The 23068-nt window shown below is 34.1% G+C and carries 28 protein-coding genes and 1 other annotated feature; of the genes, 11 read left to right on the plus strand and 17 right to left on the minus strand.

Features of this window, described 5'->3' with window-relative positions; all coding sequences use genetic code 11:
• Nucleotides 1-309: 309 nt before the first annotated feature.
• Complete coding sequence (locus FOT98_RS23065) at nt 310-1068, plus strand: TrmB family transcriptional regulator (protein ID WP_063261757.1); 759 nt, start codon at nt 310-312, stop codon at nt 1066-1068.
• Nucleotides 1069-1125: 57 nt separating this feature from the next.
• Here FOT98_RS23065 and FOT98_RS23070 read toward each other — a convergent pair whose 3' ends face one another.
• From FOT98_RS23070 to FOT98_RS23100, 8 genes are all read right to left on the minus strand, one after another.
• Nucleotides 1126-1647: a DUF4352 domain-containing protein gene (locus FOT98_RS23070; RefSeq protein WP_063261756.1), complete on the minus strand. Its 522-nt coding sequence runs from the start codon at nt 1645-1647 to the stop codon at nt 1126-1128.
• Nucleotides 1648-1711: 64 nt separating this feature from the next.
• Nucleotides 1712-1888 (minus strand): hypothetical protein, encoded by a 177-nt coding sequence (locus FOT98_RS32515; protein ID WP_161940842.1) that lies wholly within the window; start codon nt 1886-1888, stop codon nt 1712-1714.
• Between the two features lie 446 nt (nt 1889-2334).
• Nucleotides 2335-2517 (minus strand): hypothetical protein, encoded by a 183-nt coding sequence (locus FOT98_RS23075; protein WP_063261755.1) that lies wholly within the window; start codon nt 2515-2517, stop codon nt 2335-2337.
• 646 nt (nt 2518-3163) lie between these two features.
• Nucleotides 3164-3595 carry a thioredoxin family protein gene (locus tag FOT98_RS23080; RefSeq protein ID WP_063261754.1) on the minus strand — a complete coding sequence of 144 codons (432 nt, stop codon included), beginning with the start codon at nt 3593-3595 and terminating at the stop codon, nt 3164-3166.
• Nucleotides 3596-3698: 103 nt separating this feature from the next.
• Complete coding sequence (locus FOT98_RS23085) at nt 3699-4007, minus strand: hypothetical protein (protein ID WP_063261753.1); 309 nt, start codon at nt 4005-4007, stop codon at nt 3699-3701.
• A 27-nt stretch (nt 4008-4034) separates the two neighbouring features.
• Entirely contained in the window at nt 4035-4919 is an 885-nt protein-coding gene (locus tag FOT98_RS23090) for a DUF2599 domain-containing protein (protein ID WP_239584547.1), read from the minus strand.
• A gap of 510 nt (nt 4920-5429) precedes the next feature.
• Entirely contained in the window at nt 5430-6614 is a 1185-nt protein-coding gene (locus FOT98_RS23095; protein ID WP_116758418.1) for an MFS transporter, read from the minus strand.
• 107 nt (nt 6615-6721) lie between these two features.
• Entirely contained in the window at nt 6722-8035 is a 1314-nt protein-coding gene (locus FOT98_RS23100; RefSeq protein ID WP_063261750.1) for an APC family permease, read from the minus strand.
• A 65-nt stretch (nt 8036-8100) separates the two neighbouring features.
• Nucleotides 8101-8337, minus strand: a binding site (T-box leader).
• 166 nt (nt 8338-8503) lie between these two features.
• On the opposite strand from FOT98_RS23100, the gene FOT98_RS23105 reads away from it, so the two are divergent.
• Nucleotides 8504-8731 carry a hypothetical protein gene (locus tag FOT98_RS23105; RefSeq protein WP_063261749.1) on the plus strand — a complete coding sequence of 76 codons (228 nt, stop codon included), beginning with the start codon at nt 8504-8506 and terminating at the stop codon, nt 8729-8731.
• An 81-nt stretch (nt 8732-8812) separates the two neighbouring features.
• Here FOT98_RS23105 and FOT98_RS23110 read toward each other — a convergent pair whose 3' ends face one another.
• The 3 genes from FOT98_RS23110 to FOT98_RS23120 all read right to left on the minus strand — a co-directional run bounded on the left by FOT98_RS23110 (nt 8813) and on the right by FOT98_RS23120 (nt 11000).
• A complete protein-coding gene (locus tag FOT98_RS23110) occupies nt 8813-9775 on the minus strand; it encodes a hypothetical protein (RefSeq protein ID WP_063261748.1) in 963 nt (320 codons plus the stop codon).
• A 129-nt stretch (nt 9776-9904) separates the two neighbouring features.
• Nucleotides 9905-10687, minus strand: coding sequence for a membrane protein insertase YidC (locus FOT98_RS23115; RefSeq protein ID WP_063261747.1), 783 nt, complete (start codon nt 10685-10687; stop codon nt 9905-9907).
• Between the two features lie 28 nt (nt 10688-10715).
• Nucleotides 10716-11000 (minus strand): hypothetical protein, encoded by a 285-nt coding sequence (locus FOT98_RS23120; RefSeq protein WP_061678999.1) that lies wholly within the window; start codon nt 10998-11000, stop codon nt 10716-10718.
• Nucleotides 11001-11277: 277 nt separating this feature from the next.
• Between FOT98_RS23120 and FOT98_RS23125 the strand changes: the two genes are divergently transcribed.
• Nucleotides 11278-12171: a YitT family protein gene (locus FOT98_RS23125; protein WP_063261746.1), complete on the plus strand. Its 894-nt coding sequence runs from the start codon at nt 11278-11280 to the stop codon at nt 12169-12171.
• 98 nt (nt 12172-12269) lie between these two features.
• Here the strand turns inward: FOT98_RS23125 and FOT98_RS23130 are convergent, their stop codons facing one another.
• A complete protein-coding gene (locus tag FOT98_RS23130; protein ID WP_063261745.1) occupies nt 12270-12791 on the minus strand; it encodes a GNAT family N-acetyltransferase in 522 nt (173 codons plus the stop codon).
• Nucleotides 12792-13252: 461 nt separating this feature from the next.
• Between FOT98_RS23130 and FOT98_RS23135 the strand changes: the two genes are divergently transcribed.
• On the plus strand, nt 13253-13639 hold the full coding sequence (locus tag FOT98_RS23135) for a DUF3938 domain-containing protein (protein ID WP_001077770.1): 387 nt from the start codon (nt 13253-13255) through the stop codon (nt 13637-13639).
• Nucleotides 13640-13887: 248 nt separating this feature from the next.
• Here FOT98_RS23135 and FOT98_RS23145 read toward each other — a convergent pair whose 3' ends face one another.
• The 4 genes from FOT98_RS23145 to FOT98_RS23160 form a co-directional block, all read right to left on the minus strand.
• Entirely contained in the window at nt 13888-14028 is a 141-nt protein-coding gene (locus FOT98_RS23145; protein WP_000404783.1) for a DUF3985 family protein, read from the minus strand.
• A gap of 96 nt (nt 14029-14124) precedes the next feature.
• Complete coding sequence (locus tag FOT98_RS23150) at nt 14125-15207, minus strand: site-2 protease family protein (RefSeq protein WP_063261744.1); 1083 nt, start codon at nt 15205-15207, stop codon at nt 14125-14127.
• A 12-nt stretch (nt 15208-15219) separates the two neighbouring features.
• Complete coding sequence (locus FOT98_RS23155) at nt 15220-15927, minus strand: DUF3169 family protein (RefSeq protein WP_063261758.1); 708 nt, start codon at nt 15925-15927, stop codon at nt 15220-15222.
• Entirely contained in the window at nt 15917-16138 is a 222-nt protein-coding gene (locus FOT98_RS23160) for a helix-turn-helix transcriptional regulator (protein ID WP_063261743.1), read from the minus strand. Before FOT98_RS23160 ends, FOT98_RS23155 begins: the two co-directional genes overlap by 11 nt.
• A gap of 164 nt (nt 16139-16302) precedes the next feature.
• Here FOT98_RS23160 and FOT98_RS23165 point away from each other — a divergent pair, with 164 nt between their 5' ends.
• Nucleotides 16303-17094, plus strand: coding sequence for a hypothetical protein (locus FOT98_RS23165; RefSeq protein WP_063261742.1), 792 nt, complete (start codon nt 16303-16305; stop codon nt 17092-17094).
• A 56-nt stretch (nt 17095-17150) separates the two neighbouring features.
• On the opposite strand, the gene FOT98_RS23170 is transcribed toward FOT98_RS23165, so the two are convergent.
• Nucleotides 17151-17765 (minus strand): DedA family protein, encoded by a 615-nt coding sequence (locus FOT98_RS23170; protein WP_063261741.1) that lies wholly within the window; start codon nt 17763-17765, stop codon nt 17151-17153.
• A 414-nt stretch (nt 17766-18179) separates the two neighbouring features.
• Between FOT98_RS23170 and FOT98_RS23175 the strand changes: the two genes are divergently transcribed.
• The 6 genes from FOT98_RS23175 to FOT98_RS23200 all read left to right on the plus strand — a co-directional run bounded on the left by FOT98_RS23175 (nt 18180) and on the right by FOT98_RS23200 (nt 22933).
• Entirely contained in the window at nt 18180-18623 is a 444-nt protein-coding gene (locus FOT98_RS23175; RefSeq protein WP_063261740.1) for a DUF3978 family protein, read from the plus strand.
• Nucleotides 18624-18653: 30 nt separating this feature from the next.
• Nucleotides 18654-19115, plus strand: coding sequence for a L,D-transpeptidase (locus FOT98_RS23180; RefSeq protein ID WP_061678994.1), 462 nt, complete (start codon nt 18654-18656; stop codon nt 19113-19115).
• Nucleotides 19116-19478: 363 nt separating this feature from the next.
• Complete coding sequence (locus FOT98_RS23185) at nt 19479-20144, plus strand: response regulator transcription factor (RefSeq protein WP_002145008.1); 666 nt, start codon at nt 19479-19481, stop codon at nt 20142-20144.
• On the plus strand, nt 20122-21564 hold the full coding sequence (locus FOT98_RS23190) for a sensor histidine kinase (protein ID WP_063261739.1): 1443 nt from the start codon (nt 20122-20124) through the stop codon (nt 21562-21564). The genes FOT98_RS23185 and FOT98_RS23190 overlap by 23 nt, the downstream gene beginning before the upstream one ends.
• A gap of 139 nt (nt 21565-21703) precedes the next feature.
• A complete protein-coding gene (locus tag FOT98_RS23195; protein ID WP_063261738.1) occupies nt 21704-22606 on the plus strand; it encodes an EamA family transporter in 903 nt (300 codons plus the stop codon).
• A gap of 72 nt (nt 22607-22678) precedes the next feature.
• Nucleotides 22679-22933 (plus strand): hypothetical protein, encoded by a 255-nt coding sequence (locus FOT98_RS23200; RefSeq protein ID WP_063261737.1) that lies wholly within the window; start codon nt 22679-22681, stop codon nt 22931-22933.
• Nucleotides 22934-23068: the final 135 nt, after the last annotated feature.

The raw sequence follows: 23068 nt of genomic DNA on the forward strand, positions 1-23068 counted from the left end.
CGTTGTAGTTCAATCAGCTTTAGGGATTGCCCGCAGTTAACCCTCACTACTAGCCAATCACTTGACTAGCAGGGCTTACTGATATATTTAATTAACTTCCATTATAATTGGTTAAATAAATCGTAACAGTTAGTTACCCTTCTCGTTGTATTGTAATCATATTAATCACTATATTAAGTATAATGGATAAAATTAAAAAATTGAAATTAATTCTCATCTCAATTTAAGTAGAAAACCTACTACCACTTGTGTAAAAACAAATAGTTCATTATCCTTAAGCTATATAATCTCATTTGTTCGGAGGGAACTATGTTACAAAAATTCGGTTTCTCACAATATGAAAGCCAAGCTTATGAAGTTGTCGTATCAAGTAACGAACCACTAGATGCTACAACGATTGTGAAGCACTCTGGTGTTCCAAAAGCAAAAATATACGAAGTGCTAGCACGCCTGATCGATAAAGGGATGGTAATGGATTCTGTTTCAGAAAAGAAAAAGTTATATACAGCATTACCACTCAAGCTAGCAATTGAAAAATTAACGACTGAATTTCAATCAAATATTAAAGACTTGGAAACGAATATATCCAAAAAATCATTTACAGATGATCGTGTGTGGAGCTTAAAAATGCAATCTTCTATTCGAGTTCAAAGTAAAGAACTCATCGAAGGTGCAAAAAAATCCATTCTTATTTCAGCTTGGAATGATACTCTTTCTGAATACCTTCCTATACTAGAAGAAAAAGCAAAACAAGGCGTCCACATCGAGTCTCTTATAGTTGGAAAAGTAGAAACGAATTTAGAAAACATGCATTTTCTAATTCCAGCTGAAGAACCTAACGCATTAGAGCGCTATTTACTACTCGTCGTTGACGACCGCGAAATTTTATTTGCTGGTGTAGAGCAACAATCATGGCAAGCAATGAAAACAATGTCACAACCTTTCGTGAAGTTCTTCATAGAATTTTTCTATCACGACGTTGCACTTGCAAAGATTACCCAGAAACACCATGATCTCTTTATGCAAGATGAAGAAATTAAGAGTTTGTTGAGGAAATTGCGGTATTAATGCATGCGATTAAAAAACAAAAAAGCATCTAGTACGCCACTAGATGCTTTTTTCTAACTATTGTAATGCAACCTTAATTTCAACGTTGCTGAAGTTTAATGGTTTGTAAATTAAAGTTAAATTGTTATCGCCTTTTTTCGCTTCAAATACTACTTTACCAGCTACTTTACCACCAGCTGCAAGTTCGCCTGATTTTAAAGAATCGTTTAATGTAAATCCTTCTACACTTGTGTTAACAATTACATTATCACTATTTTGCATAGAGAAATACATGTTGTTGTAAGGAAGATTTTTTTCGCCTACGTTCTCGAACTCAACATTTGCAATGACATATTCAGAACCTTCTGGTGCATTCGAAAACTCTCCTAGAGAATCTTTCTTTTCAACACCTGTAACTGTCATTTTATAACCTTTTTGCTCGATCGCATCTCCAACTTTAAAATCTTTCTTAGTCTCAGTTGCTTTTTGTTCTGTTTTTCCTTTGCTATCTACTTTCTTAGGCTCATCATTGCCTCCAGTAGCTGCTCCAATCGCGATTACTGCTGCTACGATTCCACCGATAATATAACGTTTTTTCATTTTGTAATGCCCTCCATGATGTTTATTCTAGTTGTCTATTTTAAAGTCTTCATATATATAATCTTTATTTGTCACTATAGTCATCGGATTCTATCTTTTTACTCATTTGACTATACTGTTTAGCGTACATTCGTAACGCTTCTTTCATAATCCAGTTCTTCGGTTTTTCTTCCAAAAACTCAATTATATCTTTATCTTTTTCTTTGTGTAGACGTAAAGGTGTTTGAATATATTCACTCATGTGCTCACTCCATATTGATAAGTCTCTCGTTCACCCTGTGATTTTTTCTTGAAGAATCTTACACAGTGAATAATTTTATATCTTAATATATAATTTTTATGGTGAATAAAAGTTATTTCATATTAAGGTTCACAATCACTTGATAACATACTTTCCAAAGTGATTACTTCATAATTTTTCATATAGAATTACTAGATTTAAACTCTCTTCGATATCTATAAGAGTTTCTGCTTCATTCATTACATATTACAATCATACTAGGTACCGTTCAAAAATGATTTGTATTTCTAACATATGTATCATTTCAAGTGACATTTTATAGGATGCTCGTCTAGCACAGCATTGAATATAACATTCGTCACATACATTTTCAATACTTCTAGTCATATTCGATATATTTTGAAATCATTTGATTTCATTTTGAATACAAAAAGGAGTCTAGTTCTTCACCTAGACTCCTTTTTATTTTCCTCTTTTATCTCCGTCAACAGCTCAATAATTTTCTCATTTTGCTCCACTTGTTTCTCTGAATTTTGATAGATGAAACGAACCCATCTAAGTGCAAGAATAATAAGGAACAACGGAAGCATTGAAATTAGAAAGCCAAAAACCGAAAAATTCGTATACATATACATCACCTCGCTATATACAACGTTCTCCATACACCCACTAAAACCTGCAATTTTTCACAAATCATGAATTGTAGTATTAAGTGCCACACCTAAAGACAAAATAAAAAACTCCCTCACTTCGTGTAGAATAGAAATTACCATGCGACCTTTTACACGGAGGACGAGTATCAGTTTACTACCTTTGGATGTAGACGTATCAACAAGGTTTATTTTTATATCAAACACACCTAAACTATATCGAACCGGTTTATAATTATCCAGTTGTTATTCATCAAAAAATCTCCCCTGACCAAATAATAGTAATTATGGACGAAGAAAAAGTTCTTCAAGAACTTGAGTTTATAGGAGTAAGCGAAACGATAATTTATGGGGACAATGATTATATCGCCTCTTACCTCAAAAATAAATATACAGTCTAATAAAATATAGATTTGAATCATATTTCGCAATGAACAAAACACCGTAACATAAAATATTTGGATTATAGTACAATATATTATTAAAATTAAGATTAAGATGATTCAAATTGGAGGACTGCACATTAGTGTGTCTTTTATTTTATGTTTCCCGCAAAATATTAATAATCCACTATTTGATATAAATAAAAAACAGGGCACCTACAAATTTATATGGCTCCTGTTTTTCATTTCACTTTATTAAACCAATCTTTATAAGACAACTCATCATGAGCCCCTTCAATCCTATTACTTTCTTTCCCATTCCTATACTCAACAATTGTAGGGACTGCCTCTATCTCAAAATTATCCCATTCACCTATAGGATATTCCCCTAGATTTACTACTTTCATAGAGATATTTTTATCTTTTGTCATTGGCACAATAATAGGGCTTACTTGCTCACAATATTGACAGCCTTCCTTATAAAAGTATATAACGTGATTTTTATTATTAATTAGATCTGCCTTTAGCTTTTCAATCGAAATCGAATTTTTATAATAATTACCATCCTGCAGCTTACTTTCTTGAATTTTCTTACTCATATTTCCTTTTTGAATTACGGAAATAACAAAAAAAGCTGAAATAATTACAACACTAAATAATAAAAGCTTCTTCATTCTACACCACATTTCTTAAATGGTTTAATTTGTCTATAAAATCCTTTAAAAAACGAAGAGCTACCCATAAACTAAGCACTAGGAAGCTCTTCATTTATTAATCTTATTTATTTAATTTACTTGTCTTTTTACTTTTAATTATATAAAATATAACATTTAAAACACCTAAAATAAATATAACGAATATCATATTTACACTTGTGCCATCCATCGCTACCTGGTATTCATCTACTATAAATCCAGACATTACATACAACAAACCAGTTATTAATAAACAGATTCCAGAAACACTAAATACATATAAAGTATTTAGTATTTTGCTATTTATTACAATCAGGTACAAAAGGATCACTAAAATACCAATTAGCACCTGAAACACCGGTCTTAGTTCTGTGAAGATTTGAGCATCCAAGGAAAAGCCTCCTAAAATAATCTAAATTTATCTTGGGTTACATCCCCATCTAACTGTCACTAAATAACTTGAATTCGGTCTATCTGGTTCAATATTCCAAGGGTTTTTCTTACTACCAATAGTATCGTGATGACAGTCAAACTGTTTCTTTAATCCCGATTCGTTCTTCCAGTAACCATTCCCAGAATGAACAGCTTTTAATTTAACCCAACCATCATACCTTCTAGAAAGAACTTCTGCATTATTTCTTCCAGATGTCAAATATGGTTTATGAGTAATACTTAATGCTCTCATATCACGCATAATCCAACTGGCACCTGAGAAATAGTCTTTGTAATATTTTACACTTGCTGCCATAGCCAATGTAACTGGTCCTTCGGCTCCGTTAGTATCCACATGTAGCTGCAACACATTTCCTTCTAAAACTTCTGCATTAATCGTAACACCTTGATCCGATTTTATTTGTGGCGTATCGATTACAGCAATAGATTCATTTTCTTTATTATAAATGTTACCCGCCCCATTGAATTTACCATATTCATCTTTTATAAGTTTAATATATTCTCCATTTTGAAACTCAAATGGAATTTCAATAGTAGCGTTTTCAGGTGCTAAAGTAATTGTTTGCTCAATACTATTATTTTTCTTTTCAATTTTATAATCTAGTATATCGCCTTGAGAATTAGCAGGTGCCAAAGCATAAGCTTGATTATTCGTACTTACTGATGCCATTTTCAATTTCGGTGTTCCTACGCTAAATAAATTTCCTTCTTCAGCTATTAATTGGTTTTCGTCAACCCAATTCCCAACATATTCCATACTAATGACTTTCTGATTTGCATTTGGCATTTCTGCATTTACCGAATTATTAAATGTTGCAAATGAACTAGCTAATACAACACCTGTTGCCAAGATTTTTAAACTTTTCATAAACTCGCACCTTCTTTTTCTATTATTTACATTACATCCAAATAATAAAATAACAAGAAAAAAATACAAGTATGGTTATAAATACATACATTTGGTACAATTAACCTACAGACAACCAAAAACTTTACCATATGTACTATCGTGAATTTTCTAAAAATAAATATTTAATTATTCAAAATCAACAACTTGAGGGCAGAAAAAGTGAGACACTCGTGCACTGGAAATTAGTCACAATTGTTTCGAGCTAGGAAAAAGAAAAATGTGTTTTGCAACATTTATGGAACGAAAAACACGATATTATCAGACGATTTCCACCCCATTTCAAACAGCAGAACCTATGGAATTCGCCATCAAAAAATAGTCCCCCATCCAGCACTACTTCTTAATTAATTAAAGACCAAGAAAATGTTTAGGTTGGTAAACTATCCTCGAATCACTCTCGAAGGAACTGTCGCACTTAGGTCGATGAACTGTATAACAAAAAAGAACCTATCAAACGATAGATTCTTCTTTTGCAAACTGAGTAGAACGTCCTCTCGTAATTGAGAAGATTGCACAAAGCAGCGCTAATATAATAAAGCCGCCGCCTACCCAAGCATTATATATAACAGATGATTTTTCAATAACAACTCCGCCTACTGTTGAACCGAGTGCAATTCCTAAGTGAAGCGCAGAGTTATTTAAACTTTGCTGAATGCCAGCCGATTCTGGTGCAATTTCAATTAAATAATTTTGTTGTGCTGGCGAAATAGCCCAGCTCAGCATACTCCAAATCCCCATCATAATAATGAACAGTGGGAATGAGAATGTCATCATCGGCAATATGAAGATTGCACACGCAAATACGATAATAATGGAGATAATACTTTTCTTCGATCCCCATTTATCAGCAAGCAAGCCCCCAAGGCCACCCCCAAGTACCGCTGCGATTCCGAAAATGAAGTAAAATACACTAATCCAATTCGCTTCCACATGCATCACATCTTTTAAAAATGGTGTTAAATATGCATATAGTGTTAAATGACCTGTTAAAAATAAAAATGATGTTAACTGTGCACTTACGATTTTCTTATCTTTTAACGTAGCAATTTGCTCTCTTATTGATAATACCGATGTCGGTGGTACTTTCGTTAAGAATAATGAAATACAAGCGATTGCTATAACTGTTAATACCGAAATTAAGACAAATGGTGCACGCCATCCGTATGCATTTCCGAGTACAAGACCAAGTGGTACTCCAAGTACAAGCGATCCACTAATCCCCATGAAAATGATTCCGATTGCACGCGCACGAAAATGCGGTTCTACAACGCTAGAAGCAAGTGTTACAGATAACGCAATAATTAATGAACCACTCGCCGCACAAACAACCCTCGAGAACATTAACATCCCGTAATTCAAACTAAATGCCGAAATAATATTTCCGATTAAGAAAATTGATAATGCCCCAATGTATAATCTTTTTCTTTCAAACTTTCCAGTTACCGCTAATAAAACTGGACCTGATAAAGCAAATACTACTGAAAATATTGTTATAAGCTGACCAGCTGCACTAATAGATACTCCTAAATCATTGGCAACTAAATCGAGCGTTCCTCCTATAATTAGCTCAACCGTTCCGACTACGAAAGCCGCGATAGCTAAAATATACACACGAAAATTCAAATCTTTCCCCACGCTTTCTATTTTGGTTACTACGACTATAGTAACCAAAATAGAAATTGAACACAAGTACAATTTTTTTACAATAAAAAACAGGCGTATGATACGCCTGTTTCTAATTATTAAACACTAGTTTTATTCTTCTTATTTAAATACCAATACACCGGAAGTCCAGTAAAGACAATTCCAATTGATAAGAAACAACTTACCGGATCATTAATAATTGCACTACCAATTACAAAGAACGAACCTAAAATCGCGACGATTGGTACGATTGGGAATAAAGGTACACTATATGCACGCTCTTTATTCTTATTACGCTTTCTTAAAATGAAGACACCAATAAACGTCATTACGTAGAAAATATAAATAATGAATACGGAAATCTCAGATAGCTTATTCGGATCACTAATAATCATTAAAATAATTCCTAAAATGATTTCAACAGTAATCGCATTTGCTGGTGTTTTAAATCTTGGGCTTTCCTTTGCAATAAACTTAGCAAATGGAAGTTGTCCACGTTCTGCCATCGACATCGGGATACGTGGGAACGTTAAAATTTTTCCATTTAAACAACCAAAAATAGAAATGATAATACCGATACTAATAATTTTCCCACCATATTCTCCAAGTAGCATGCCCGCAGCTGTCGCTGTTGCATTTTCTCCAAGGTCTACAATTTTCGTTGCTGGTAATACATTTAATAATGCCAAGTTAATTAGTACGTAAGCAGCCGTTACAATTAAAATCCCAACTGTCATCGCTTTCGGTAATAACTTTGTTGGATTCTTCATTTCTCCGCCAATCGAAGCAAGTAGAATCCAGCCATCATAAGCAAATAACGTTGCTAAAATCGCCATACCAATACTTTGATTTTCTGATATTGGCACAACTACGTTAAAGATATCGCTATTTCCTTTCCAAAAACCTAACACAACAATTAAAACGATCGGAATCATCTTCCCAATTGTCGTAACCGTTTGGACGATACCTCCATATTTTGTTCCCATACTATTTACAACGCCAAGGAACACAACTGTTCCAATTGCAATTGGTAAATTCCATACTTTATCTAAATAGAAAAAATTAATCATTAAAGAACTAAAGTACAATCCTAATGTTCCAATAATAGCTGGCCCATAAACAATCGTTTGCATCCAGCCTGATAAATATCCCCAAAAACTTCCGTAAATCTCCTCTAAATACGTATACAACCCACCATTTTTCGGGATTTGCGCTCCAATTTCAGCTACTGTTAGACCACTTGCTAGCGTCAACAGACCACCAATTACCCAAGCAAGAATGGCCATATTAGAACTCCCCGAGTAATCTAATACGCTCCCTGGTTTCATAAACACACCAGATCCAATAATCGTTCCTACCACAATAGAAAGTGCTACTGTTAAACCAATTTTGTTCTTCTCATCATGATGCATGCTGCGTATCCTCCTTCCAATCCTAGTGTGATGCAAAAATGAAATAAAAAAACACTCCTCCCTAAAAAAGGGACGAGTGTTGTATTCGTGGTTCCACCCTTGTTTCAATTAGCAAAGTGACACACTTCACCAATTTCTCAAGTCTAAATAACGGTTTTTGCCGGCAAGCAATTACTAGCTGTTCGTTCACTGCTGCAGTTCAGAGGTGGTAATCCATTTTTTCGTATTAGGAAGCTCACAGCCAAAGGCTTCCCTCTCTGAGAATCGTAAAAAATTGATCATGTCCTCATCATCACTTCTTGATGTCGAATTTTGTAGTTATTGTTCATTATATTGAATTGTTAGAAAAAATCAATATATTTTTTTATATAACATACGAAATATTTCTCTTCTTATATTATAACAGAAGTTACGACACTTCTCTAATTCCCTAAAAATGGTATACTCCATATAGGAGGTGCACCAATAATGATTGCTGTTTTTTGTATTATCGCTACATTTCTTTCGGCTCTATTCGCTATCATGTACAGGCACAAGTATCCTGGTTATAGCATTTTAGCCGTAGCTATTATACCAGCTGCTTCCTTCTACGTATTAGGTACATACCAATATACAGAAGTATTTATCGGCTTTGCAATCTTCTACTGCGTCTTTGGATACATACTAACAATGAAAAGAATTTTATTGAATCATTAAAAGGGACCGATTTCTGCTAACAGAAATCGGTCCTCTCACGTACCTTTCGGTTGCCCACACGAAAGATTCGAATTCGCTCAATTATTTCTCATCTTTTTTCATAAAAAATTTGTGATGTGGAAGATCCACATTCAACGCCTCTAATTGTTTCTTTTCATTGTCTAAAATCGATTTTGCTTTTGTTTTTGTTGCCTCATCTAATCCCGCAAAGATGTCTTCATGTTTCTCTTTCTCTGGAAGTTTCACACCTAGTTTTGTTAATTCTTCTTTAGCTTGCTCATGTGTTAATTTTCCGGACTTTTCTTGTTCAAAAATAGACTTTACTTTTTCCTTCGTTGCTTCATCTAAGTTAGCAAGTATGTCTTTATGCTTACCCTTCTCTGGCATTTTCACGCCTAACTTCGTTAATTCCTCTTGCGCTTGTTCACGTGTTAATTCCCCGGATTTTTCTTGCTCTAAAATTAATTTTGCTTTTTCTTTTGTTGCTTCGTCTAAATTAGCAAACATGTCTCCATGCTTACCCTTTTCCGGGAACTTCACGCCTAGTTTTGTTAACTCTTCTTTTGCTTGTTCACGTGTTAATTTCCCAGATTTCTCTTGCTCTAAAATTGATTTTGCTTTTTCTTTTGTTGCTTCATCTAAGTTAGCAAACATATCCCCATGCTTACCCTTCTCTGGCATTTTCACGCCTAACTTCGTTAATTCCGCTTGCGCTTGTTCACGTGTTAATTTTCCAGATTTCTCTTGCTCTAAAATCGATTTTGCTTTTTCTTTTGTTGCTTCATCTAAGTTAGCAAACATGTCTTTACGCTTTTCTTTCTCTGGAAGTTTTACACCTAGTTCCTCTAACTGTTTCTTTGTATCGTCCATAATCGTTTTTACTTTTTGTTTTGTAGCGTCATCTAAATCTTTTTTCGCCGTTTTTGTAGATTGCTCAGCTGCTGGAGTATTCGTTGCCGCAAATGCTGGTATGCCGGCTCCTCCAATGATTCCGAATGATAAAGCACCTGCAATTGCTAAATACCCAACTGTTTTCTTCTTCATAGGAAATTTCCTCCTTCATATGTCTAAAGCGTGTACACTTTCGTATACAATGCCTATAGTAAAGTCGGTTTCTTAACATTTCCTTAACGACTTAACAAAAAAACACCGCTCTTGATGAGCGGTGTTTCTCTATGCTTTTTGTAATTGTAATTCTTCACGTTCCATTATTCTTCTTAATACAATTGTTTGTGTCATTGTAAATAAGTTACCTGTTATCCAGTACAACACAAGTCCTGATGGCGCCGCAAATCCCATAAATAGAATCATTGCCGGCATCATAATTTGCTGCACCTTCATCATCTGTACTTGTTCTCCAGGTGTAACGTTAGATTGGAAAACTTTCATCTGAATAAATGTCGTTAACGCTGCGATAATCGGTAATATATGATAAGGATCTGCATGTCCTAAGTTCACCCATAAAAATGAAGATGTGCGAATCTCTTCTGTTCGGCTAATCGCATAATACAAAGCAGAAAAAATCGGCATTTGTATAAAGATTGGCCAGCAACCAGCAAGTGGATTCCAACCGCCTGATTTCATTAGTTCTGACATTTCTTTTTGATACTGCTTTTGTTTTTCAAGATCTTTACTTACATCACCGTATTTTTTCTTTAGCTTCTGCAATTCAGGTTGCATTTTTTTCATTTTTGCTTGGCTACGATATTGCGAAATAGCTAATGGAATCATAGCTGAACGAATAACGAGCGTCATAATAATGATAGCAATCCCGAAGCTAGCTCCCGGTATATGATGAGCAACAAATTGAATCATATACGAGATTGGATATACGAAATAATGGTTCCAAATTCCCGTACTATGTGAATCGATTGTGCCTGCATTACTGCAGCCAGATAAAACAAAAACAAGTAATAATGATAAACTAACGAGCACAGCTCGGTATGATTTTAACATGTTCATTCCTCCAATGTTTCGTAATTATTTAGCGAAACATTGGTGTATACGGACCGACCTCGTCATTCTCTTCACTTGATTCTTGTCTGCGTACAGAACGAATCATTCCATACTTATAAAAAATTGAAAATAGCGGTACATTTCCCGCACTATCTTCACATGTATCAGCTAACGCAAAAGCTCTTTGTCTACCGCTTGATGCTTGCTGACGCACAAAGCGAGAAACATTAGCAAGGAAGAAAACTTCTAATAAACAAAGCGCTGTCGTTACAAACGATATATATAGAATTGCATCCTGCAATAAAAATTCCATCGCTTCACATCCTTAATAAGGTCATTTTAGCACATTGGGCAAATATTCTCTATTTCCTTTTATCGTCAAAAAAAGTATTTTGCATATTTTCTCAAGAAAATAATAATTAAGAAACGTTGTATTCGCTTTCTTTAGTATATTCACACACATCAATGAATAGGCTTGATTTATTAGAAATTTATAAAATTTTTGCATTATAATAAAACTATTGCCAGTTTTTGAAAAAACCTTTATTCTCTTCTTGTAATCAAAAATGAATATGGAGATGAAACATACTATGGGTCAACTAGGAGACGCCGATTACGTTCCCGACACCGCCTTTTTATCCTTCCCAGCAGCTAAAACATTTCACTTAGAATTTATCATACAGATGGTTGTTATTTTCGTAGCTTCTATTTTGTATGCAATTTCTATGAATATGTTCTTTATCCCGCATAACATGATTAGCGGTGGATTCGCTGGTGTAGGGATGATTATCGGTTATTTAATGCACTACAATATCGGTGCACTTATCTTTTTACTAAACATTCCTCTTCTTATTTTAAGTCACTTTTACTTAGGCAAGAAGACAACCTTTTTAACAGCGTACTTTGTAGCTGTATCATCGTTAGCGATGAACATTATCCCTGTACACCAAGTTTCAGACGATATTTTACTATCTTCTGTATTCGGCGGTGTAATCTGCGGAGCAGCTTCCGGAATCATATTCCGATTTGCTTCTTCAACAGGTGGTTTTGATGTCGTTGGATTGATTGTAGCAAAACATCGAGATATTTCGATTGGAGCAATCATCTTTGGATTCAACTTAATCTTACTTGTTGCAGCAGGATTTATTTTCGGATGGGATATTACACTTTATACGTTAATTAGCCGGTTTGTAGTCAGTAAAGTAATTGATGCCGTGCATACGAAACATATTAAATTAACGATAATGACAGTTACAGAAAAAGGCGAGGAAATAAAAAGCGCACTATTACATCACGGCATACGCGGAGTGACAATGGTAGATGCTGTCGGCGGCTATACAAACCATAAGAAAAAAATGATTTACACTGTCGTGACTCGCTATGAGTTAGGCGAAATGAAACGTATTATCCGTCAAGTGGATAACAAAGCATTCATGAACATTACTGAAACAGTTGAAATTGTCGGCCGTTTCAAACGCATATAAAAAGATTAATACATTAAAGGGCATAACATATTATATGTTATGCCCTTTGTTATTCAACTAACGCACCCTTTAGCATAATAAAATCACGAAGTTTATTACTACAAATCGGAGGATAGCATTCCATATACAAAACTATCTGTCCATTCATTTTTACTCCAAAAATCTTGTATGAAATGGGCTTCCTTTCTCATGCCTATTCGTTCACACAATTTTTGTGAAGCTGTATTACGTGCATCAAGATTAGCTTGTATACGATGTACATTACATTCATTAAATAATTTAAATACCAAACTACTTACTGCTTCTGTTGCCAAACCTCTCCCAGCTACTTCATTTGAAAAACTATAACCAATCTCAACAGTATCTTTCATATTTGTGTACCATACGGATAAATCACCAACTACTTTAGTCTTGTATATAACTGCCAAACTTAATATTGAATCTTGAGTAAGTACATTGTTTGCTAGCTTCTTATTAAATCTTTTCTGCATGTCTTCATGAGTCCACTTATTATGTAATAGGAACTTACATGTATCATCATTATTATAAATAGCAAATACATCCTGTAAATCAGTACTCTTAAAAGGTCTAATTATTAATCTTTCTGTTGTGATTTCCAAGTTAGTTCTCCTCCCTTTCATTCATACTACAAAACATTTTTATAGTATGTAAGTCCCCTTTTTATATCCCACCTTGATTACATATTTGATCATAATAAATTAAAATCCTTCTTCCACTAAACTGCATTGTTAATGGTACTTCCTTGCGCTTTTTATTTTATTACACTTATTACAAAATCAGATAATTCTATTATTGTGGCCCTAAATGTGTTATAATGAAAGCAGACTCACAAAAAAAGAGTATATAGACTTGGAAGTTTCTCTTATTTTACAAGCAAAAAGAAACGAGCAGTCGGGTATATTTCAAACACCATACACGTAACGGTTTAAAAAACCGATCATCTTAGTTATTCTTCCATGATCTTTTTAAAAAAAAGATACGTACAACTAAAATTCACTTCAATATACTATACCTACCTTTTTGACTTCCAAATCATCTTATTACATAGGGAGATGAACATATGAATCAATATATCAGATATACAATAGCTGTCCTGTTTGCTATTATCGGCGGAACAATCTGCTTCTGGACAAACACTCAGCTTGGAGAGAATATCATTTTTAATGGAATCGAAACACTTGTAAGCGCTTCAATTTTAGGCGGATACATTTTCTTCCTCTTCAACCCAGAAGAAAATGCGCAAAAAACAATGTTATTAACAATGATCGGAATCGTTGGCGGATGTATTTCCTACTCAATGACTAACTATACATTACCACTTCAATTAAGCTCAGCTTTCTTCCACGGTCTATGGACTTGGTTCATTGCATTCTGCCTAGCAGACGTATTCAACCTACTACAAGACAATGAAGAAGAAAACGGTCGCCAAATTGAAAGTAACTCGTAAGCTGGAAGATATTCTTCCAGCTTTTTTATGTTGGTTTGCACACTCCGTCACCACAATAAAAAGAAGCTACCCTCACGGCAACTTCTTTTCCACATACCCCATCTGGTACTTACCAGAATATATCAACGATTTTTCACATATATCGGCGATTTCTCCACTTATATCAACGATTTTTTTATTATATCGACGATTCGACACGACATATCGACTTATCGATATCCTTCGACATTCAAAGCGTACAGTATACCCTATCCCCCAAGCAATTTACTGCCGAACTCTACGATTAAAAAGATAACTAATAGGATCGCGAGTATCTTTAATGCTACATATGCTACTTTAAAAACAGCATAAATGAGCAAGACTATTAAAATAATCGTTAAAATTTCCATCTAGAATTCCTCCAAGCTTTGCTCTTCTTATCTTATTTTACTCGCCCCAGACTTTTTATGGAACGGCATAAGACGACATAGAAAAAAGAGGATACCTTACCCATCGTAAGATACCCTCTCTTTCAACTGCTCAAACCATTCTCTCTCTAATTGTAAATATCCCAATTCATTCTTTTCAGCATTCTTCAATTCTTTATCAGCTTTCTTCATATACATACGGGAAGCTTTTAGATCATTCTCTACATATTTCACAATTCCTTGTGCGCGATAATACCCATGTAAGTCTATTTTTGTAATGGCCTTCCCATACTCCTTCGCTTCTTGCAGAGAAAGGTTATCCATCTGATAAAGAGCTTTATACAAAAGGTACCAACTATGAAAACTGCCAACGAAAAATTTATTTTCCTTCGTTACAGGTTGTTGAATAATTGGTTCTATATACGATATCGCCCTTTCCATCCCCTTTTGGTCAGCTCGAGCATAAAAAACGAGCATAAGTCCACTCATGATCTCTCTTATACTTTTATCCTCTTTTAATTTTTCCTCACTCAGTTCTACTAATCTCTCGTCCCAATTTTCCGGCCTCTTATAACTAAATAACTCACTTGATACTTGAATGTTATATAAGTGCTGCTTCGCCTTTTCATCACTTTTAATTAAAATGAGGAATTGCATACCATCGCTCATTAGCGTTCCTTTTATCGGCACGATTGTAACCGCAAAAATTATAAAATGGAAAACAGAAAAATATAAAAGGTATTGATAATAACTCACCATGTATATGTAACCAAAAATCATACCAAATAATAAACTTGTAATTGGTCCGCCTAAAGTCATCCATGCCCATTTTTTTGAAAGGTTCGGTGTTACTCTGGAAGGCGATATTAACATTGCCACGCCTCCGAAGTACGCCCATAATTTATTTTCACGAATGCGTACTTTCTCCTTCTCTTTTTGAACAGTAATAGGTCCTACTGTCATAAATTTAAATGTCAAACCACCTATTACGCCGAATACGACATGTCCTAACTCATGAATGATTACCACTAACAGAAAAATACCCAATAGTGCCCATATGTTCAACATTACTTCTAATTTTCCAGTTCGGGTCACTCCGTATAAAATGGACAGAATTAGCACCACTGTCAGTGAACCAGCTGGCCTTCTTAAAATATCCAACTTTTTCTCTCCTTAATAAATCATTTTTCTATGCATTTCGTACATAAATTTTCCGAGATGCAATATCCAAATCAATGAGATTAAGCCAATTAATACAAAGTCAATATCACTAACCGCTGTATATATAACGGCAGCCCACCATACATATGCCAATACCTTATTCGTAAATTCATACGCTTTATATCCAGCCTCATGCACAATATGTTTTAATCCTTCATCTGCGTTTTTCTTCCACATCTCCATCGATTCGATATACGTAACACCTTGTTCAGGATATAGCTTATTATAACGATTCTTTGTTATGATCCCGATAATCACCACAGTCGTTAAACAGATGATAGAAGCTGCTAAATTCCATACTGCAAATGAAACATTTGTATCCTGCGACAGTGCACGTCTACATGTAATAACTGCATATACAAACCATGCCTGGGTAACTATATCACCTACACGTAAATAGATACTTATAATGCCTAATTTTCTACCTTGTACGCTCTCTTCTTCATCGCGTGCCTCCGCTAACATACGTGTATTCTTCCAAGTGTAGTACATCATTATCATTCCAAAAATAGTACATACACCTATTAATATATTGGGTGATAATTTTCTCGGTTCATCCGAAAGCATATCTAGAGCTATATACGATGCAAAAAAGCCACCTATCATACTTAATATGATTTTGCAAAAACTAAAAAATTGTTCCCCTAGTTTACTCTTCATCATCCTCTTCCCCCTCCACTAACGTAAATATTTCCTCCACTTGCACATTGAAAATTTGTGCGATTTTTAACGACAATACGATAGATGGTGCATAATCCCCGCGCTCAATTAAACTAATCGTTTGCCGTGATGATCCAATCGCTTTCCCTAAATCCCCTTGTGATAAACGATGCTTTGCCCGCAATTCCCTCACTCGATTTTGAAGCTTCATGTCTTCCCTCTTTTTCATTTATTTAATTAAAATTGTAAATAATATCCTTATTTTTGTCAATTATAATTGTCATTACGACTATAATAATTGACAAAAATAAAGATTTATTATGATGAAAATAACTTATATAATGAATGTGAAATATTAAACAAAGGAGATTCCATATGAAGAAAACATCTACCTTTTCTTACATTCTTACCAAGCTTACAGCAGCTTTCTTGTTATTATTACTTATTAGCACGCTTCTCTTAACAACTAGTCAACAAACATTATATAGTTTCTTAGCTGGATTACGAGAACTACTATATGTTCCCTTCGTTCCTATTCTTGCGGCATATGCAATTTTTTGTTCTATTTGCATCGATAAATTGAAATTAAAAACACATACAAGACTGAAGACATTGTGCCTTTATATTTTTTGCGGCTATTTATTTTCTCTTCCATTCCTAATATTTAAAGAAGCTAGTCTAATACAGTTCTTATTTCTCGGATCAATTGGAGCAATATGTTCTCTTTTTTTCTATTTATGTACAGTTATAGCAACAAAATTTAAGTGGGTACAATATGTCGTGCCAGGCATTATGCTTATTATATTTATCACAATCAACTTAATAGATATAGAAAAGTTTGGAACATCAAAAGAACAATGGGTCGAAACAAAAACAGATAACTCTTTCGAAGCATCTTTTCAACATTTTAGTGGTGAACATAAAGTTCCCATTGAACTAAAACGAGGAGATATATTAGAATTCACCATTGAATCACGAGTTGAAAATCCAGATGGCTACATAGGGGACATCAAAATGGCTAGTGAATTTCAAGACAAAGAACATTATTTAGCTTCAGTCGGCCCTGATACGTACCATTTCGCAGCAATTAAGACCGGAACTTATTACATTATAGTTAGCGGAAACCAGTTAAAAGGAAAATTAAAAATAAATTGGAACATAAAATAAAAAAGGCAGTGCGTCTGCACTGCCTTCCTAAATTTTGACATAGAATGGATTTCATATTAACTTGCGTTTTGTAAAAGTACTCGTTTTAACTGTTTGCGGAAACGAACTCCTAACGTAATTGCTACAATCACAATCACTCCAAAAATGATTTTACCGATGTGACCTTCTAACGCTCCAAAAATATCATGCAAGTTGCCACCTAACCAGTAACCACCGATTAAGAAGAACGATACCCAAAATAGAGCACCCGAGTAAATTGTAATGGCAAAACGACGGAATGGTAAGTTAATAATCCCTGCAAAATACCCTGTAAAATGACGTACACCAGGAATAAAGAAACCGATAAAAATCAGGAAGTATCCATACTTATCAAACCACATTCTTGTTAAGTCGATTTTTCTTTGTGTTAAAAATACGTATTTCCCATACTTTTGAATAAAGGGCATACCTAGTTTATTTCCTAAAAAGTATTGAATTGTCATTCCTACACTTGTCCCAATAAAAGATAGGATAATTAAAATCGGTAAACTTAAATCGCCCTTCTGTGCTAAAAATCCCGCATATGCTAACGTTGGCTCTCCCGGAAACGGAAGTGCAATATATTCTAACAGCAAACCAACAAGTACAACATAGTACCCGTACTGCTGAAATAATTCATGAATCCATTCCATGTCATCTCTCCTTCCAATCACGTACAACTTCTTACTATTATTGTATAAAAAAATTGTCGAAATAACTATCACAATAGCTTACATTTTTATTACATTTTTGTAAGGCTTACACTAAGGTTTTCTGTTCTTTATTTGATGCTATCCATTATCATTTTAAAATGAACTAACAGCTATATATCGTACGAATCAAAGGAATTAATATACATTTTTTATCCAGTTTTTAACACCTGAAAATCACCACATTTTGTTCTCAATAAAAAACCACCACAAACTCATACGAACTTCATATTAGCTTCATATACGTATTGTAAGATTATATCGGAATTTGTTGAAAAATTTAACCAATATATGACTAAGCATTAAATTGAATAAATATAAGTCGTTTTTCGAAATTGAAAAAAGGGTGAATAAGAAATGGAAGCTTATAAAATGCACGATTTTATTAATACAAATGTTGAATCTCATCAAAATGAAACCGTTTTTAATTTACACATGTGTGAAACAAGTGAATTTGACGTAAGTTTAACAAAATCTACAACACTGTCTTTTATCGTTTCAAAAAAGAACATTAAGATCGTTACGAAAAAATGGATTAATTCAAATCAAGAAAGCATGATTGGCAAAAGTTACATCATCCCAACGAAAGCTTTCCACTACTTTTTACCAATTATTTCTGAAACTGAAGATGAACTAAATATTCAAGTTCAAGGTTTTGGACTACATGGTGAACTTTTACTAAATGAAAGATTACTTATTGATAAAAACAACAAACAAAATCCAAAGATTACTACCTTCTTTGAAACATTAGATGAAAATGTAAATAAAGTATTACGCGGATTACAAATTCATTGTATGTAAGACTATTACAATAGTAAAAAGGAGAATATAATGAAAAAACTATTATTAAGCGCACTATTATCATTAGGATTTTTAACTATTCCATTCACAAATGCTGAGGCAGCTACAACGAATGATCAACTGATTGTAAACACGCAGCTAAATAAAATGGATTATTATCAAAACGGACAATTTATAAAGAGTTTTACTGTCGCTACTGGAAAAGCAGGTACACCTACACCTAAAGGTACTTTTCAAATCGTTAATAAAATTAAAAACCGTCCTTACTATACAGGAAAAATTAAAGGCGGCGACCCACGTAATCCCCTTGGTGATCGTTGGCTAGGATTAAATATGGCTGGAACTTACGGAACAACTTATGCGATTCATGGTACGAACAATAATCAGGCAATCGGCAAATGGACAACACTAGGTTGTATTCGTATGTATAACAATGATATACACTGGTTATTTGAGCGTATTCCCCAGCAGGCTACTGTCACTGTAAAATAACCTAAGAACACGATTTACGTGTAGCCAAGAATTTTATGTCTTGGCTTATTTTATTTCTTCATTTACAGTAGCAAAACAACTGTATTTACATATATAATGAAAATAGATTGTGTCAACTGACATTAAAACATTGATAAACATGGATATTAAAATTATACAGTTATAATATTTTATAAATTCTACAATACATACTATAATAGAACTACTGTAATTCTGAAATATTCAGTTTCGCTAAACAATTCCCCTTGCTGCTTTCATGATTATTTTATAGCGGGGGCTTATTATATGTATAAACAATCTGAGTCATTCAAAAATGATGAATTCGAATATTGCAGTAAAAAGCGTTATTTAGGAGGTGTTACTATGACGCATATACTGGTGATTGAAGACAACCCAGATATACAAGAACTGATTCGTGAATTTCTAATGGCACAAAACTTTACCGTTGATGTCGTTGGCGCTGGAACAGAAGGTATACTTCTTTTCCAAAAAAATTCATACGATCTTGTCCTCCTTGATGTGATGTTACCAGATATAGATGGCTATAGTATTTGTAAAATTATGCGAGGACAATCTGATGTACCGATCATTATGTTAACAGGCTTACATAATGAAGAAAGTGAAATTAAAGGATTTGAATTAGGTATTGATGACTATATTACAAAACCGTTCCATTATACCGTATTTATTAAACGTGTAGAAGCTGTATTAAGAAGGGCAGCAACGAAGGAAGCAGAAACTGCAACTATACTACAATTCCATGAATTAATGTTAAATTCTACAGCATATGCCGCTTATGTTCATGGTAATCAAATTGAATTGACAACAAAGGAATTTGAAATTATTTATACTTTACTGCAAAATCGGGGAAAAGTATTATCAAGAAGTGATTTGCTGAATAAGGTATGGGGCTATGAACATTATGGTGATGTAAGAGTTATAGATACACATATTAAAAACTTAAGAAAAAAATTAGGGATTCCTTATATTAAAACGGTGAAAGGCATTGGCTACAAAATCGAATCGTAGCACCGACAACATCACCAAAAATATTTTCATCAAAACCTTATTATTTTGTATTCTTTTATCACTTTGTCTTTATCAAATTATTTACTTTCTAGCTTCAAACTACGATAAAGAACGTTTTGCGAAAGAAAATGGAGCGCTGACGACAGAACAAGCGGATTCAGACAAACAAAACGACCAAAGTAAAATGAATCAAAGTAAGGCTGTTTCAGAGGGTATAATTTCTAACTTTCAATCTTCTATTATAGATTATAAAGCACTCTCTACAGCCATAAATCACCTTTTGCAGCCTAGCCAAACTGCAAAAGCAAAAGAACATACTCAAAATATTGCGAAAAAAAACAGTACTTCTGCTCCACCTATAGAAACAGAAAAGCAAGTCGCTACTAATGATGCCTTACATAAACAAAATGCAGCAAGTAAAACAAATGATACACAAGATCATCCAAAATTAGCAGATGCACTGCAGCAATTAGCTCCACATATTGGCGCGACAATGCTTGCATTATCTTTACTTGGATCCTTAATTTATACAAAACTAATTGCCAAACCTTTTCAATATATGAGCGATGCTTTAAAAGATATTATGAATATTGATTTCTCAGATAAAAAGGCACTTAACACAAATACAGATCAAACAGATTTTGATTTACAAGTAGCTGCTTCACAGGTCCCAAATATTGTGAAGAAGTTACATGCAAGCAATCAAGATTTAAAAAGTGAGCTCAAAAAGGAACAACAGTTAGAACAATCTCGTAAAGAATTTATGTCTATGGTATCCCATGAATTAAAAACACCAATCGCGGCAGTTATGGGACAACTTGATGGCATGATTCACGGAATTGGTGCTTATAAAGATAGAGATAAATATTTAAAACGCTCCTATGAGATGATGCAAGATATCAACATATTAACGGAAAAGATGTCAGAATTATCCAAAATACAAAACCCTCAATTTAAACCGAATTTAGAAGTTATTTCATTAACTACTATTATTGAGGATGTTATGAAAAAAGTAGATTACTTTGTATCTGTAAAGCAATTAAATGTTCAATCTAACATTAAGCAAGACGTACAAATTTTAGCTGATCCTAAATTTATTCAAACTGCTATTTTTAATATTATTTCAAATGCAATTCATTACACAATTGACCATCAGCATGTCTATATAAAGCTTTATGAAAAGCCAAACGGTTACGCATTAGAAGTATTAAATACAGGTTCACAAATCGATGAGGATAAACTTGCCCATTTATTTGAGCCATTCTATCGCGCAAACCCTGGCAAACATGGATTAGTACAAGGTAGTGGCCTTGGGCTATATATTGTAAAACAAATACTAGATAAACATCAGTTTCCTTATGGGATACAAAACACAGCCCAAGGTGTAAAATGTTCTATTGTATTCCCAAAAGCAATGTAAAAACCTACTACAATTTCATACCCCAAATTCATACTTCGTATGAGTGGCGGAATTTTGTAGAGTATCTTACTCTGTTTCGTTCGCCCGTTATCCTTATTTGGATAGCGGGCGTTTTTTATTATGTAAAAGGAGGATTTTCATGGAAAAATTTAAGTATTCATTACTCGTTTTATTCGGAGCTTGTAGCTACGGTGTACTTTCAACTATTTTTAAACTCGGATTCATTGATGGATTTTCAGCACATCAACTATTAGGGGGACAATATGTCTTCGGATGGATCGGGCTTCTTCTGCTCGTTCTTTTCGCTTCACGTCATAAAGTAACAAAAAAGCAATTCTTTTCCTTACTAACAGTTGGCACAACAATGAGTATGACTGGTATCTTCTACGCTATCTCTGTAGAAGAACTACCAGCATCTATCGCTGTTGTCCTACTTTTCCAATTCACATGGATTGGTGTAGTCATTGAAGCAATTGCAAATCGAACATTTCCAAGCCGTGAGAAAATTATATCTATCATTACTTTATTTACTGGTACATTGTTTGCAGGCGGTGTCTTTGAAGGACTCGGACAAAGCTTTTCCACAAAAGGTATTATCTTTGGTTTATTAGCCGCTGTCTCTTTTTCATTCTATGTTTTTGCAAGCGGGCGTGTTGCTACAGAAGTTCCGCCTTATACGAAAAGCTTTCTTATGACAACAAGCGCTACTCTTATCGTATGCCTATTCTTCCCGCCAACCTTTTTAACGGACGGTGCCCTGCAAGCAGGTCTTTGGAAATATGCTTTCTTCCTCGGATTGTTCGGCGTTGTCGTACCTGTCATCTGTTTTTCAATTGGTGTACCGAAAGTAGGAACAGGACTTAGTACAATACTAGGAGCAGCTGAATTACCAACGGCTATTATCGCTTCCATTACACTTGTACATGAAGTCGTAACCTTCATGCAGTGGATTGGGATACTCTTTATACTACTTGGAATTTTTACTCCTCAGCTGCTTACGGCTAGGAAAGATAAGAAACATAGTAGCGTGCATAGTGCATGAAAATAATATTTTGTATATAAATGTAAATATAGTTACAATGTAGTATAATTTCAAATCTATTTGGAGGTATAAATGACTATTCTAAGCGTAGCCTTTTTTGCCATTATGTGTATCTTCTTCTTAATAAGATATATGAAAGAGAAGAAATTTTACGATTTGCTCCTCATTCCCATTTGCATATATGCTGGGGCAGTCAAAACCCCTTTAGTAGAGTACTTAAACTTTAATACTACATTCAAAATAACATATGATATTGCAGCTATTATTCTCGTAATCCTTGCTGTACTTTTCTTCTTAAAGGATAAGAAAGAGAATCCTACTGTATAACAAAAAGACCTTTCATGTATTTGAAAGGTCTTTTTCTCTATCTCATGCTCAATTTGTTTTATATCAATTCGTTCAAATAGCGGCTGCACATTATCAATTTACCCACAGAAAAATCAAACTTTAATTCAAAAAGAA

Source organism: Bacillus sp. HY001 (assembly GCF_007558965.1).
GTDB lineage: Bacteria > Bacillota > Bacilli > Bacillales > Bacillaceae_G > Bacillus_A > Bacillus_A mobilis.